This window comes from Salinarchaeum sp. IM2453, from assembly GCF_019693215.1.
Lineage (GTDB): Archaea > Halobacteriota > Halobacteria > Halobacteriales > Salinarchaeaceae > IM2453.
On record NZ_CP081183.1, the window covers coordinates 673,748 to 686,205 of the forward strand.

General features: G+C 48.7%; 15 protein-coding genes. 11 read left to right on the plus strand and 4 right to left on the minus strand.

Annotated elements, in window-relative coordinates; genetic code table 11:
• The first annotated feature begins 10 nt into the window (after nucleotides 1-10).
• Both K0C01_RS03145 and K0C01_RS03150 read left to right on the plus strand, forming a co-directional pair.
• The gene (locus tag K0C01_RS03145) at nucleotides 11-844 is read left to right on the plus strand and encodes a pantoate kinase (RefSeq protein ID WP_221170600.1); all 834 of its coding nucleotides are present in this window, start codon (nucleotides 11-13) and stop codon (nucleotides 842-844) included.
• 24 nt (nucleotides 845-868) lie between these two features.
• Nucleotides 869-1,675 (plus strand): 4-phosphopantoate--beta-alanine ligase, encoded by an 807-nt coding sequence (locus tag K0C01_RS03150; protein ID WP_221170601.1) that lies wholly within the window; start codon nucleotides 869-871, stop codon nucleotides 1,673-1,675.
• A gap of 78 nt (nucleotides 1,676-1,753) precedes the next feature.
• Here the strand turns inward: K0C01_RS03150 and K0C01_RS03155 are convergent, their stop codons facing one another.
• Nucleotides 1,754-1,924 (minus strand): DUF7557 family protein, encoded by a 171-nt coding sequence (locus K0C01_RS03155; protein WP_221171276.1) that lies wholly within the window; start codon nucleotides 1,922-1,924, stop codon nucleotides 1,754-1,756.
• 184 nt (nucleotides 1,925-2,108) lie between these two features.
• Between K0C01_RS03155 and K0C01_RS03160 the strand changes: the two genes are divergently transcribed.
• Together K0C01_RS03160 and K0C01_RS03165 are read left to right on the plus strand one after the other, a co-directional pair.
• Complete coding sequence (locus K0C01_RS03160; RefSeq protein ID WP_221170602.1) at nucleotides 2,109-3,035, plus strand: sulfide-dependent adenosine diphosphate thiazole synthase; 927 nt, start codon at nucleotides 2,109-2,111, stop codon at nucleotides 3,033-3,035.
• 102 nt (nucleotides 3,036-3,137) lie between these two features.
• On the plus strand, nucleotides 3,138-4,721 hold the full coding sequence (locus K0C01_RS03165; RefSeq protein ID WP_221170603.1) for a bifunctional phytoene desaturase/3,4-desaturase: 1,584 nt from the start codon (nucleotides 3,138-3,140) through the stop codon (nucleotides 4,719-4,721).
• Between the two features lie 108 nt (nucleotides 4,722-4,829).
• Here K0C01_RS03165 and K0C01_RS03170 read toward each other — a convergent pair whose 3' ends face one another.
• The 3 genes from K0C01_RS03170 to dcd form a co-directional block, all read right to left on the minus strand.
• Complete coding sequence (locus K0C01_RS03170) at nucleotides 4,830-6,257, minus strand: APC family permease (protein WP_221170604.1); 1,428 nt, start codon at nucleotides 6,255-6,257, stop codon at nucleotides 4,830-4,832.
• A gap of 523 nt (nucleotides 6,258-6,780) precedes the next feature.
• Nucleotides 6,781-7,674 (minus strand): thiamine-phosphate synthase family protein, encoded by an 894-nt coding sequence (locus K0C01_RS03175; RefSeq protein ID WP_221170605.1) that lies wholly within the window; start codon nucleotides 7,672-7,674, stop codon nucleotides 6,781-6,783.
• Nucleotides 7,674-8,261: a dCTP deaminase gene (gene dcd, locus K0C01_RS03180; protein ID WP_221170606.1), complete on the minus strand. Its 588-nt coding sequence runs from the start codon at nucleotides 8,259-8,261 to the stop codon at nucleotides 7,674-7,676. Before dcd ends, K0C01_RS03175 begins: the two co-directional genes overlap by 1 nt.
• A 155-nt stretch (nucleotides 8,262-8,416) precedes the next feature.
• Here dcd and pth2 point away from each other — a divergent pair, with 155 nt between their 5' ends.
• The 7 genes from pth2 (at nucleotide 8,417) to K0C01_RS03215 (ending at nucleotide 12,362) form a co-directional block, all read left to right on the plus strand.
• Complete coding sequence (gene pth2, locus K0C01_RS03185) at nucleotides 8,417-8,758, plus strand: peptidyl-tRNA hydrolase Pth2 (RefSeq protein WP_221170607.1); 342 nt, start codon at nucleotides 8,417-8,419, stop codon at nucleotides 8,756-8,758.
• Nucleotides 8,755-10,080, plus strand: a complete 1,326-nt coding sequence (gene truD, locus K0C01_RS03190) for a tRNA pseudouridine(13) synthase TruD (protein WP_221170608.1) — start codon at nucleotides 8,755-8,757, stop codon at nucleotides 10,078-10,080. The genes pth2 and truD overlap by 4 nt, the downstream gene beginning before the upstream one ends.
• Before the next feature lie 265 nt (nucleotides 10,081-10,345).
• The gene (locus K0C01_RS03195; RefSeq protein ID WP_221170609.1) at nucleotides 10,346-11,062 is read left to right on the plus strand and encodes a DUF2103 domain-containing protein; all 717 of its coding nucleotides are present in this window, start codon (nucleotides 10,346-10,348) and stop codon (nucleotides 11,060-11,062) included.
• A 128-nt stretch (nucleotides 11,063-11,190) separates the two neighbouring features.
• Complete coding sequence (locus tag K0C01_RS03200; protein WP_221170610.1) at nucleotides 11,191-11,463, plus strand: 50S ribosomal protein L37ae; 273 nt, start codon at nucleotides 11,191-11,193, stop codon at nucleotides 11,461-11,463.
• Nucleotides 11,460-11,594: a DNA-directed RNA polymerase subunit P gene (locus tag K0C01_RS03205; protein ID WP_221170611.1), complete on the plus strand. Its 135-nt coding sequence runs from the start codon at nucleotides 11,460-11,462 to the stop codon at nucleotides 11,592-11,594. Before K0C01_RS03200 ends, K0C01_RS03205 begins: the two co-directional genes overlap by 4 nt.
• Nucleotides 11,595-11,846 carry a KEOPS complex subunit Pcc1 gene (locus K0C01_RS03210; RefSeq protein ID WP_221170612.1) on the plus strand — a complete coding sequence of 84 codons (252 nt, stop codon included), beginning with the start codon at nucleotides 11,595-11,597 and terminating at the stop codon, nucleotides 11,844-11,846.
• A gap of 135 nt (nucleotides 11,847-11,981) precedes the next feature.
• The gene (locus tag K0C01_RS03215; RefSeq protein ID WP_221170613.1) at nucleotides 11,982-12,362 is read left to right on the plus strand and encodes a prefoldin subunit beta; all 381 of its coding nucleotides are present in this window, start codon (nucleotides 11,982-11,984) and stop codon (nucleotides 12,360-12,362) included.
• The last annotated feature ends 96 nt before the right edge of the window (nucleotides 12,363-12,458 follow it).

Genomic DNA, 12,458 nt, shown 5'->3' on the forward strand with positions numbered 1-12,458 from the left:
CACAGTAACTATGGAAGCACATGCAACGGTACCCGGCCACGTAACTGGATTCTTTAGCGTTCATCAGGCATCTCAGCCAGCAAAGGCCGGGTCACGGGGGGCTGGAATTGCACTTCAGGATGGCGTCACCGTTAGCGCCAAAGAGACGCCATTGGAAAAAGTCAAATTGAACGGACGCGAGGCAACGATCGAGCCGGTTGAGTACGTGCTTGAAAGGTTTGACTCGACCGTAACAGTTGAGATTGAAACGCAGCTACCAATTGGCTCTGGATTTGGTGTCTCTGGGGCCGCAGCGTTGGGAACAGCACTTACTGCAGCAACAGTGACAGAGGAATACCAGAGTGAGCAGGAACTGGTTCGACTCTCACATGTAGCTGAAGTCAAGGCACGGACCGGATTGGGGGATGTCGTAGCTCAGGCACGAGGAGGCGTCCCAGTTCGTATCGAACCGGGAGCAACCGGAATGCTTGACGGCATTCCTGCAACACAACGGCTTGAATATATCACACTCGGAAACTTGTCAACAGCTGAAATACTGACAGGCGACACAACCACATTGTCACAGGCTGGAGAAAATGCACTCGATCGATTGCTTGATTCACCGACCATTGAGGAGTTGTTTGAATGCAGCCAAGAGTTTGCACGCGAAGCTGACCTCTATACGCCAACAGTGCAGGAGGCAATTGAGGCAGTCCATGAGAATGGCGGAACGGCAATGATGTCGATGCTTGGACAGACCGTGATCGCTCTTGATAGGGGGCTCTCAAACGCCGGCTATGATCCCGCTGTTACCAAAATTGACCACAGTGGAGCTCGATTGACACAAAAATCGGACGACTTATGAGTGCTGACAGGTGACGTGTCAGGCGTGCACGGGGAGGATGCAAGCACGAAGAATTCTGCACCGCCAGAAGTAGACAGCGAGGAAGAGATTCCTGAAGACCACCCGCGATATCAGGATTTGATTACGCGGCATCGAATTGAAGCAGGTGTCGAAAAAGGGATTACACATCTTCAGGGTATGCATGCTGAAGGGCGCGGTAGTGCATTTGATTACTTACTTGGAGAAACAACAATTCCAACTGCAGATGCAGCCGAAAAAGCCGCTGCTGCACAATTGCTACTAGCTGATCAACCAGTTCTCTCGGTTAATGGGAATGTTGCTGCACTCGTTCCAAGCGAAATAACCGAGTTGGCAGAGGCGGTCGATGCAGATCTTGAGATAAATCTCTTCAATCGGACCGATGAGCGTCTACAGCGAATTGCGGACCACCTGAAAGAACATGGAGCCACTGATCTCAAAGGGCTCGATGCCGATGCTAAGATTCCAGAATTAGATCACGGACGGGGATTAGTTGACGAAGATGGTATCTACAGTGCGGATGTTGTTCTTGTTCCGCTAGAAGATGGGGATCGCGCAGAGGCACTTGACGCAATGGGGAAAACCGAGATTGTTATTGATCTAAATCCACTTTCCCGCTCACCACAGACAGCAGATATCCCGATTGTTGATAATATCCTCCGAGCAGTGCCAAATATCACAGAACATGCCCAGGACCTTAAGGGTCGCTCCGAGTCGAATTTACAAGAGATAGTCAATTCCTTCGATCCAGAAAGTCATCTTACAGCAGCAGAAGATCGAATTCGAACCGGAGAATCAAAGCCTGAGAGCTAAGATCAGCACTTGACATCCCTCCCGAAGGAGAATCCAGCAAGCTCTTTTATTGGGCTATTGACGATGTGGCGTCTTTGTTTAGCTAATTTCAGGCGCTAAGCCCCCGTCCTCAAGGAGCGAGTAGGGCAGGGGTAGTTCACTTCTGTCCACTGCAAGGCGGGTCAGCAGTTCGTCGAACGTCTCATCTGTCCGCTTTACGGCTTTAAGCTTCCGCTTTGTTTCCTCACTGATTCTAATCGATGTACTCATGCCTAATACAATGTATTCGAACATAGTAGGAGTACTGCTGGCCTCCTCAAAACAGTCGGATCGATTGGCAACTTGCTGGTGCCCTCAGTCGATTATCCATATCCTGATTCGAGGCTCAAAGTCCGCATCGCTAACAAAATCTCGCACAAGTCATAAGTATTAACAGAAAATATTAACGAGTGGTATGCAAGGATTTGATCAATTCAGTTCCGCCAGTGAGGCACAAGTAACGCAAGCAATCACATCCGAGTGGACAGACGAATTCATGGACTTTACAGAAAGTGATGTGATCATTGTCGGAGGAGGCCCATCAGGACTAATGGCCGCCAAAGAGCTCTCGGAGCGCGGGGTCAAAACAATGGTTGTCGAGAAGAACAACTACCTCGGTGGTGGGTTCTGGCTCGGCGGCTTTTTAATGAATAAAATCACAGTCCGAGAGCCTGCCCAAGAGATTCTCGATGATCTTGGAGTCGACTATAAGCCCGCAGAAGAGCAAGACGGACTGCATGTGGCTGCAGGGCCACATGCAACATCAGCACTCATCAAGGCTGCCTGCGATGCTGGAGCGAAGATTCAGAACATGACGGAGTTCACTGATATCGTTATTCGGGATGATCATGAAGTGTCAGGAATCGTCATGAACTGGACACCGATTCACTCGTTGCCACGGGAGTTGACATGTGTTGATCCAATCGCAGTTGAAACCGACCTCGTAATCGATGCAACAGGCCATGACGCAATGGTTGTCTCAAAGTTGCATGAACGAGGAGTTATCGATGCACCGGGTGTTGAGGACGCACAGACAGCTACGGGAATGGACCAAACTGACGAAGGCGAGTACGGTGCTCCTGGCCATGATTCCCCGGGACATGGTTCGATGTGGGTGGGTGAATCCGAAGATGCAGTTGTTGAGCACACTAGCGTTGTGCATGATGGGCTGATAGCTACTGGAATGGCGACAGCAACAACTCACGGCCTTCCACGAATGGGTCCAACATTCGGATCAATGCTTGTTTCCGGCAAGCGAGCAGCACAGTTAGCACTTGATGAGCTCGGGGTTGAAGCGAGTCCAGTTGAGATGACAACAGCGCCAGCTCCGGCAGACGACTAACCTGTAGCAGGCGCTTAACTTCTTTCTCTCTCGTGTTATATCGTGTCCAATTAGCCGAATAGGGAACACAGAAGTACCGAGAGTACGTAGTTAAAGTACACAATGCAGCGTCCAGTTGGCAGTCCCCTTGGCGGTGAAGATATCACCATCATCGGTGCCGGATTTGGCGGACTTTCGGCCGCCTGTTATCTTGCCGATGCTGGTGCAGACGTGACGATTCTTGAGCGAAATGAACATACTGGCGGATACGCAGGGCGAATTGAAAAAGACGGGTTTCGCATTGATACGGGTCCGTCTTGGTATTTAATGCCAGAAGTGTTTGAGCGGTTCTTCGATCACTTTGGCCGTGAGCCAGACGACTTCTACGAGCTAGAGCGGCTAGATCCGGGATATGAAGTTTACTGGAAAGATGGCGATTATGCCAAAATGCCAATTGATCGAAAGGGACAGCGAGAACTATTTGAGTCATATGAGGACGGTGCCGGTGAAGTGCTTGATGAGTATCTCGCTGACTCGGCTGAAGCGTATGAGCTTGGGATGGAACGGTTTGTGTACCCAAGCCGATCCCGGATCCGAGACATGATTGACCTTGATCTAGTCAAGTCAGCCAGAGCAGTCAACAAACTGAGAACGATGGACGACTATGTCCAAGATTATTTCTCACATCCAAAGCTTCGCCAGTTACTAGAGTACAAGCTGGTGTTCCTCGGTGGATCGCCGTACAACACCCCGGCGATATATACGCTGATGAGCCACGTCGATATGAACCTCGGTATATATCATCCGACAGGTGGCATTGCCAGTGTTATTGACGGGTTTACTGAACTTGCAGAAGATCTCGGTGTTACGGTCGAAACCGAAGCAGACGTAACGGCAATCGAACCAGCAGACAAGCCGACTGTACAGAAGCGGTTTACAGTTACAACCGCTGATGGCACAGAACGGAAAACGGACTACGTCGTTAGCAACGCAGCGCCACCACATGTGGAAAAAGATCTCCTCCCAGAGAAGTATAACAACCGGGAAAAATACTGGGAATCTCGTACGTATGCTCCGTCTGCGTACCTGATGTACTTCGGTGTAGAGGGTGAAATCGACGAGTTAGAACATCACGGGCTAGTGCTGCCAGAAGATTGGAGGCCACATTTCGACGCCATTTTCGATAACCCGCGCTGGCCAGACAATCCAGCGTACTACGTACACGTTCCATCAAAGACGGACGACACTGTCGCCCCAGATGGACATGAAGTTGTATTCATTCTTGTGCCGCTTGCAGCCGGACTTGATGATGGTGAAGAGATTCGTGAGCAATATCGAGATTTCATCTTGGAGGATCTAGCAGAACAGACAGGAGTTGACTTCCGGGATGACATTGTACTTGAAGAGGAAGCATGTGTGTCAGACTTCGCAACACACTTCAATGCACCAAAGGGCACTGCACTGGCACTGGCACATACGCTTGACCAGACAGGACCACTTCGACCATCACATCGTTCGCCGGATGTTGACGGACTGTACTATGTTGGAGCCTACACAAATCCAGGGATTGGAATGCCGATGTGTATTCTCAGTGGAGAACACGTAGCACAGGCAGTCGTTGATGATACGCTGAACCAAGATAGCCGGATTCCATCTGTTGTGCCGACGTCCGTGTGGCGGTCAAAGTTCCCGCGTATTTCAAAGTAGCCGCGCTGTTTATTATTCAGAATCGCTGTAGCCAAAAGAGACACTCAGTTCCATGTGCGAAGTCCAGTATTGAGTATTGATTCTGCAAAAGAGGATATTGTACTAATGTTAGTTCATTCGTTCAAGTAGTCCCGGGCTGTCGTGATCCATATTCTTTCGTGCGTAGACGAAGTACCAGATAACAGCCAAAACGGCGATACCAAGTGCACCAGCAATTGCACTGGTAGGCATCTGTGATAGAACAACGAGACCACCAATTGCACCGAAGATTTGTACCCATGGATACAGTGGAGAGGTGAATTCAGGCTCATAGTCAACAACATCACCACGTCGGAAGGCGATGACTGCAAGGTTCAACAAAATAAATACAAGAATCTGGAATGCGCTTCCAAACGAAGCAACTGCTTGAATTGGGAAAAACACCATCACGCCGATTACAATACCAGTGAGTAACACAGCTGGAACAGGCGTGTTGAATCGCTCGCTGACATTGTCAAGTGGGGATGGGAACACACCATCACGAGCCATTGCAAGTGGGAAGCGAGATGCAGCGAGCAAACCGGCATTTGCCGTGGAAGCAAGCGCCAGCAAGGCGGCAACAATGACTGCTAAAACACCGATCGTACCAAGGAATTCAGCGGCAGCAAATGCAATGATTGCACCCTCACCGTCGCTCGACAGTGCTCCTGTAGCATCTGCCTCACCAGGATATACATAATCATCCTGCCATAAGATGTCTTGTGGTGCCTCAATAAGCGCCTGAACATCAATAACGAGGAATGAAACAAGAACAGTTAGCGCATACATTAACGTCACAATAACAACGGACCCAATCATTGCCTGTGGGATAATTGTTCCAGGATCTTTGACCTCTTCGGCAACAGCCGCAACCTTCGTCACACCCGCGAACGCAACAAAAATCGTAGCAGTTGCAGCTACAATACCTCCGGTAACAGGATCAAAGTCACTGAACCCATAGGCACCGAAATCTGCATCAAATGTACCAGCCCCAATGTAGGCAAACAGAACAAGCATCAAAATCGCAACAAGGGCAAACTGGAAGCTTCCAGAACCTTTGGCACTGAAGACATTAATGGCAGTAAACAAAGCGGCTAGTGCCAGTGCAAGGATAATAACAGCATCAATGCTAAGACCGAGGAATGAAAATGAACCGGCTAATGCACCACTGAGAAGAGCCAAATATGGTACTCCGCCGACAAGAGCAAGTGCGCTTTTTAGAGAGAGCATAAGCCACGTTCCGACACCGGCAACGGTTCCCATTAGCGGGCCCATCCCCCGTTCAACGAATAGATATGGACCACCATCTTCTGGCATCGCAGTTGCCATTTCTGCGGCAGAGATTGCAGCAGGAAGAACAAGAACACCAGCAAAAACAAACGCCCAGACGGCAGCCATACCACCGGCTTCACTGTAGGCAATACCGGGGAGGATGAAAATCCCCGACCCAACCATTGCACCAATAGCAATCGCCGTCGTAGCGCCTAGCCCAAGATCCCGTTTTAATCCACCAGCCATACTTTCTCACCATCAGTAAGCTGCGTTGTTCCTCCAGACTTGGCTAAACGGGACTTGCATGGGTAGAGAGAATGCATCTTCAATCGACAACGACGTCTTGGTTTGACTCTCTGGACAACTGATCTGCGTATTAATTTTGATGCATACATTCGCATCGGCACTATGTTTGTGCAGTCGTACTATCAGTGTTATGTTTGATATTGATAGATTTGTAGTAATATGAGGTAAAATCTAATATGAATCCCACAATGTGAATAAGATTAATCATATCTAGAAAATGCGGGGGAAAATAAGTGAAATATCAAAATGTTTTATTTTAACATTGGTGCTGAAGTTCGTATCAAAACGTTAGTTTTCTTTCGGTACTGTAACGTATTGTTACCAAAAGTAGGATAATTAGTAAATTTATTTATAGTAAATCATAGACGATATTCAAATTACAGAATAATCAGATCCACGATAAATAAATGGCCGGTGCTGATATCGCTCGGGAATTGAGAACAGAACGAGTGTCCAAGAGTAGCTAACAGAGTGGACGAATTGTTTCTGCTACGGTTGGTGGGGTATCTCCAAGAATATAGATGATTGGTTCAACACCGACATCGCCGGTCTGATACACAATCGTGGCAGAAGGATTTTTCTCAATTGCTTCTTGAACGGCAACTTCGGCCGACAGTTCAGGGTTAAATTCAACTGCCTCGTGTCCGACATCTCGAAGGTGTGCAAGGTTTTCTTGTGAGTAAGCGATATTAAGTGCTGCTCTCGCATCACTGCCACCACGCTGTGCAGCAAGCAATACTGTAGCAACGTATTCACTGACACCAAATTCCGGTTCAGCAGGGATTGTCGTCTGACCCTTGATATCAAAAATTCGTCCAGGAACCCCGGCGATAGCGCTTACATCGTCGGCATCTGGAAGCGCAGAGACGAGGTTCGAACCGACATTGGGGATTAATTGTGAGAACCCGGATGTCGTTTCAAGCATCCGTAGACCGCGCCGAAGCGAGGCAAGGGTTTGTTCCTGAAGACGGAGGCGACTTTCAGGATCATGGATACGTTTTCCATTGTAGTCGGTCAATGCTGGCATGCGCTCTTCGTGGAGTGTCGCCAAGACATCACCCGATTCAAGTTCTCGGATGAGAATTTCAAGTTCAACAAGCGCCTGGACATTGCTCATTGTATCCGAAGCGAGTCCCTCAGAGATTTCTTCAACGATCTCTTGCACGTGAGGGTGATCGCGGATTTGTCCGTTTGTGTCGATTTCATTGTGGATATACTTCGAGACGGCACTCTGGCTAATGCCAAGTATATCAGCGATTTCTTGTTGGGTAAAGTCCTGTTTACTGAGTCGTTCAGCAAGCATTGATCGAACAGTTGGGAGGAATTCGTCAACAACGACTTCCTCGATAAATTGCATTACTGGTCACCTCCGAACTCACGATCACCGCCGATGCGAGAGGCTTGTGGACCGGACTGGTCTTGATATTTTGACCCGCGTTCATCTCCATATGGACGCTCGGCTTCGGAAGTTAGTTCCGTAAACGTAAGTTGAGAGATTCGCATACCGGGCGTCAGTGCGACGGGAGCAGCACCGAGGTTAGATAATTCAAGTGTGATTTGTCCTTCATAGCCCGGGTCACAGAGACCAGCAGTCGCATGGACAACGATCGCTAATCGACCAAGGGAGGATCGGCCCTCAACATGTGCAATCAAATCAGCTGGGATTTCAACACGTTCTCGAGTGGTTCCAAGGACAAAGTCTCCCGGATGGAGTACAAAATCATCGCCATCATCGACAACGGTTTCAGAGACGTATTCATCAATCTCTTCATCGCTTTCAGGGTGAATACATGGGATATTCGTTCGCTGAAATTCAAGAAACGTGCGCCCAAGTCGAAGGTCAACGCTCGCAGGTTGAATCTGTAGGTCAGGTTCGTCAAGCGGCTCGATATGAAGTTCCCCATCTTCAAGCCGACGAAGAATGTCCCGGTCAGAGAGGATCATAATATAACCAACGAGCAACAAGACAGTAATAATTTTGTTCTTGCTTTTCCGCATACCAGCGAGACAGATTTTGATTCAAGCAGGTGTGGTGTCGTAAAGATTGGCAGAGATCTGCTGTCAGAACTGGTATAGGGATCGGTGTGTGAAAATACGATATGAAACAAGCAATCGTTGCTCGAGAAGACATTGGGATGGGAACTGGGAAACTTGCAGCACAGGTTGCACATGCATCCTTACAAGCATACGAAGACGCAGATCAGCAACAACAGCGACAGTGGAAGCAGGGCGGACAAAAGAAAGTCGTACTCAAAGGGGAAGGCGAACAGCAGCTGTTCGAGCTTGCAGAGCAAGCAAAACGGAGCGGTCTCCCAAACGCTATTGTTCGTGATGCAGGACATACGCAGCTAGATCCAGGAACGGTAACAGCACTGGCTGTTGGGCCAGCAGCAGAAGCAGATGTAGATAGTGTAACAGGCTCGTTATCGCTATACCGATGAATGAATCATATCCATCAGAGCAAGCCATCGGGATAGAATACTACGTGAGTGAAACAACCGGCGTAGGAGGTAGAATGCGAGCACAGCCGGATGATTTTGCTGTCACAGAAATTGAGAAATTTGACACTGAGCCTGCCGGTGCAGATGCAGGCGCATATCCGTATCTCATTATTCGGGCGCAGTTGTACAATCGTGAAACAAACGAGTTTGTACAGGCACTATCGAGCCGTTTGGGAATCAGTCGAAAGCGAATTGACTGGGCGGGAACCAAAGACAAACGAGCTGTTAGCACGCAGTTGTTCTCAATCAAAGGCATTGATCCGGAAGCAATTACTGAGGTTGAGCTCGGAAGGAGTGTCGAAATTGATATCGTTGGGCGAGCAGGACGAGCACTTGAATTTGGAGATCTCGCTGGGAACCAGTTTACAATCACAGTGAGTGATCCCGAAAGACCAGAAAACGCGAAAGAGATCACAGACGAACTTGAGACATTTGGAGATGAGACGGTCGGCGTTCCAAACTACTTTGGACAACAGCGGTTTGGCAGCATGCGGCCAATTACACATGAAGTAGGGCTGTCGATTCTTCGGGGAGATTGGGAAGATGCTGTGCGAACGTATGTTGCTGAGCCAGCAGAGACGGAACCAGAGAAAACCCAGCAGATACGGCAAACTGCAGGATCACACCTTGCTGCCAGTGAACTACAACAAGCGCTTGATGTGTTACCAAATCGATTAGATTACGAGCGGACACTCGTGCATGCATTGATTGAAGGGAAATCACATAAAGAGGCAATCGAGACACTTCCATGGAATCTGCAGCGACTGTTTGTGCATGCAGTACAGTCATATATATTCAACCAAATTCTTTCCCGTCGTCTGGAGGAAGGGATCTCGTTTGTAGAGCCAGTGCCAGGAGATGTCGTTTGTTTTGCGGATCGGTCAGCACCTGAGGGCGTTGTTATCCCTGATATGGACCGTACACAGACAGTGTCAGAAGCGCGTGTAGAAACTGTCAGCCGACACTGTAAGCGTCAGCGAGCGTTTATTACTGCACCACTCGTTGGAACAGAGACGGATCTTGGATCTGGGAAGATAGGTGAAATTGAGCGCGATGTGCTTGAAGCGTTTGACATTGATACCAGATCATTTGCACTACCAGATGACTGGGCTTCAGAAGGGACAAGGCGAGCAATCTTTCTGCCGGTTGAGCCAGAAATTACACAAGACCCATTGCAGTTTTCGTTTGCCTTGCCAAAAGGATCCTATGCGACTGTTGTAATGCGGGAGTATCTCAAGACACCGCCAGTAGAACTTGGTTGACTTCCTGCTGTCAGTTGTTCAGGTGCAGGTAGTGCGAATTCGTTATTCAGCTCAGAACGCACACCAAGCCCATCCCATGTGCAATTACGGATCGAATAGTGAATGAAAAGGTTATATTTTCGATGACAGTTGTTACCATCGGCATATTTTACTTATCCGATTTCAGGCAGAAAGAATATAAAATGTCAAGACAGTGCTAAACGTACAGATATAGTAACAGATAGCGGCTATTCTGAAGGCTGCTACATATGAACGTGATAAACCTATGGAATGTGAGCAGTGTGCGTCGCCGCTGGAGAAGCCAGGCGATTACTGTCTGGTCTGTCGAACGGCAAACGCAGATACAGTTGTAATTGACACAACTCGAGAACGCGCAGAATTGACGATCTTGAATGAGGAAACAAAACTCGGTACAACAACGATACAGACAACTATAGAAGACGGGGAAGATGAGCGACGTGAGCTCAGAAATTTCGCTGGGCGTGTTGCTGATGAAGTTCATCGAAAGCGTCCAGAGACAGTATACGGTGCTGGAAACCGAACGGTATTACAGGCGATTAACGGGCAAAGCCGATACGAATTGCTTCGTATCGATGACGACGACCCCGTCGAAGCAGCGATGAAGCGGCATGGGGACCGCGCACTCGATGTAGTTGAAACTGATCCAGCAGACAAGATCGGCGGATCTCACACAACAGTCATTGGTGGGCGAAAAGGTCGATCAGCAATTCAAACCGTAGCGAAACATCCCCACGTTAAGAAGGTAATTCCGGGCCCGATTGATGCAGGAGGGACTGGATCACAGTCAGGATTGCGAGCAAAAGTGACGCGTGCTGATAACGGAGGAAATGTTCGGTTGCTCTTGCGTGATGGATCGTCGGTACAAGAAAACAGAATTGTAACAACGGCTCGTGATATTGAGTCAGGAGAACGGGTCCGAGATGACCTCAATGAAGCACTTGTAGAAGCAGGATTGCAGTAAATTTCTTTTTCTGACATATATCACTGTTCTGTGCATATCACGCTAAGTACAAATGGCGAATCAAGAACAGACATTGCAAAAGAAAATACAAAGGGTTTATTTACAGAACGGAGTTAGAATGCTGTACTATGAGTAAGGGTAAACGTAGTGTAGGAAGCGCAGGTCGATTCGGGGCACGATATGGTCGTGTTGCTCGAAAGCGCGTTTCCGAGATTGAGTCTGAGATGAACAAAGATCACGTCTGTCCGGAGTGTGGCGCAGAGAAGGTGTCACGCGCTGGAACTGGAATTTGGGAATGTGGAAAATGCGGCTATCGCTTCGCAGGCGGATGTTATAAACCAGAAACCCCAGCCGGAGAGGCTGTTACCCGTTCAATCCGAACGGCACTTGAGGACGAATGAGCTACAAATGCGCACGCTGTAAACGGGATGTAACGGTTGATGAATATGGCGGTGTTCGATGCCCATACTGCGGACACCGTGTCCTATTGAAGGATCGAAGCCCCGACGTCAAAGAAGTCGACGTCAAGTAGATGGATCATACAGCCACGATCTCTTGCACTTACGACTCTACTGAAATTGCATCGGTAATTCATGATGCAATTGTTATTGAGACCAAGACAATCACGGGTGACAGAGCAACGGCAACAATAAGCCAAAACAAAGCAACGGTGGTTATTAAAATTGATGCGAGAGATCCGCGAGCACTTCGGGCAGCGAAACACACTTGGTTTTCACTACTAAAAGCCGCAGAAAAAACATCTGACGCTGTTTCTGCCGGGTGACTGGTGAAGTACCTCGGGGTCAAGCCCCGAGGCACTCTCGCTGTCTCTCTGTAGACGAAGTGCGGTCATCTTCTTGATTACCGGATGACGTTGGCAATGGGGAGGTTTTTGTGTTTGGCGGACGATTATTTGTGTATGCAAGGTAGTCTACCGCCTCAGGCACAGGAGAAAGTCGAAGAATTACAGGACCTTCAAGAGACTGCACAGGAAGTCGCTGTTCAGAAGAACGAAGCAGAAACGCAGCTTCAGGACGCACAGACAGCTCTCAACGAGCTCGAAGGTATTGATGACGATGCGACAATGTATCGTGAAGTAGGCGAGCTGTTCGTTCAGACGTCATACGACGACGCCAAAGACAGTCTTGAAGACAAGGTTGACACGCTTGAAATCCGCGTCGAAACTCTTGAGAAACAGGAAGAACGGGTCCAGAACCAGTTCGAAGAACTACAGGAAGAGCTTGAAGATCTCCTCGGAGGCGGCCTCGGCGGCGGTGCCGGCCCAATGGGCGGATCCTAACGTAACGGTTCTTCTTTCTTTTTCAGAACTTAATACCGGATCATAGCAGCAGCTGGAACACGGATGTTTATTACTTCTATGTCCTTAGTTATGTAC

Bases quoted from the DNA above. Each gene is read 5' to 3' on its own strand.
- truD (WP_221170608.1), top strand. From the start codon at position 8,755: ATGAATGAATCATATCCATCAGAGCAAGCCATCGGGATAGAATACTAC.
- K0C01_RS03160 (WP_221170602.1), top strand. From the start codon at position 2,109: ATGCAAGGATTTGATCAATTCAGTTCCGCCAGTGAGGCACAAGTAACG.
- pth2 (WP_221170607.1), top strand. From the start codon at position 8,417: ATGAAACAAGCAATCGTTGCTCGAGAAGACATTGGGATGGGAACTGGG.
- K0C01_RS03200 (WP_221170610.1), top strand. From the start codon at position 11,191: ATGAGTAAGGGTAAACGTAGTGTAGGAAGCGCAGGTCGATTCGGGGCA.
- K0C01_RS03195 (WP_221170609.1), top strand. From the start codon at position 10,346: ATGGAATGTGAGCAGTGTGCGTCGCCGCTGGAGAAGCCAGGCGATTAC.
- K0C01_RS03155 (WP_221171276.1), bottom strand. From the start codon at position 1,924: ATGAGTACATCGATTAGAATCAGTGAGGAAACAAAGCGGAAGCTTAAA.
- dcd (WP_221170606.1), bottom strand. From the start codon at position 8,261: ATGATCCTCTCTGACCGGGACATTCTTCGTCGGCTTGAAGATGGGGAA.
- K0C01_RS03175 (WP_221170605.1), bottom strand. From the start codon at position 7,674: ATGCAATTTATCGAGGAAGTCGTTGTTGACGAATTCCTCCCAACTGTT.
- K0C01_RS03170 (WP_221170604.1), bottom strand. From the start codon at position 6,257: ATGGCTGGTGGATTAAAACGGGATCTTGGGCTAGGCGCTACGACGGCG.
- K0C01_RS03215 (WP_221170613.1), top strand. From the start codon at position 11,982: ATGCAAGGTAGTCTACCGCCTCAGGCACAGGAGAAAGTCGAAGAATTA.
- K0C01_RS03145 (WP_221170600.1), top strand. From the start codon at position 11: ATGGAAGCACATGCAACGGTACCCGGCCACGTAACTGGATTCTTTAGC.
- K0C01_RS03165 (WP_221170603.1), top strand. From the start codon at position 3,138: ATGCAGCGTCCAGTTGGCAGTCCCCTTGGCGGTGAAGATATCACCATC.
- K0C01_RS03205 (WP_221170611.1), top strand. From the start codon at position 11,460: ATGAGCTACAAATGCGCACGCTGTAAACGGGATGTAACGGTTGATGAA.
- K0C01_RS03210 (WP_221170612.1), top strand. From the start codon at position 11,595: ATGGATCATACAGCCACGATCTCTTGCACTTACGACTCTACTGAAATT.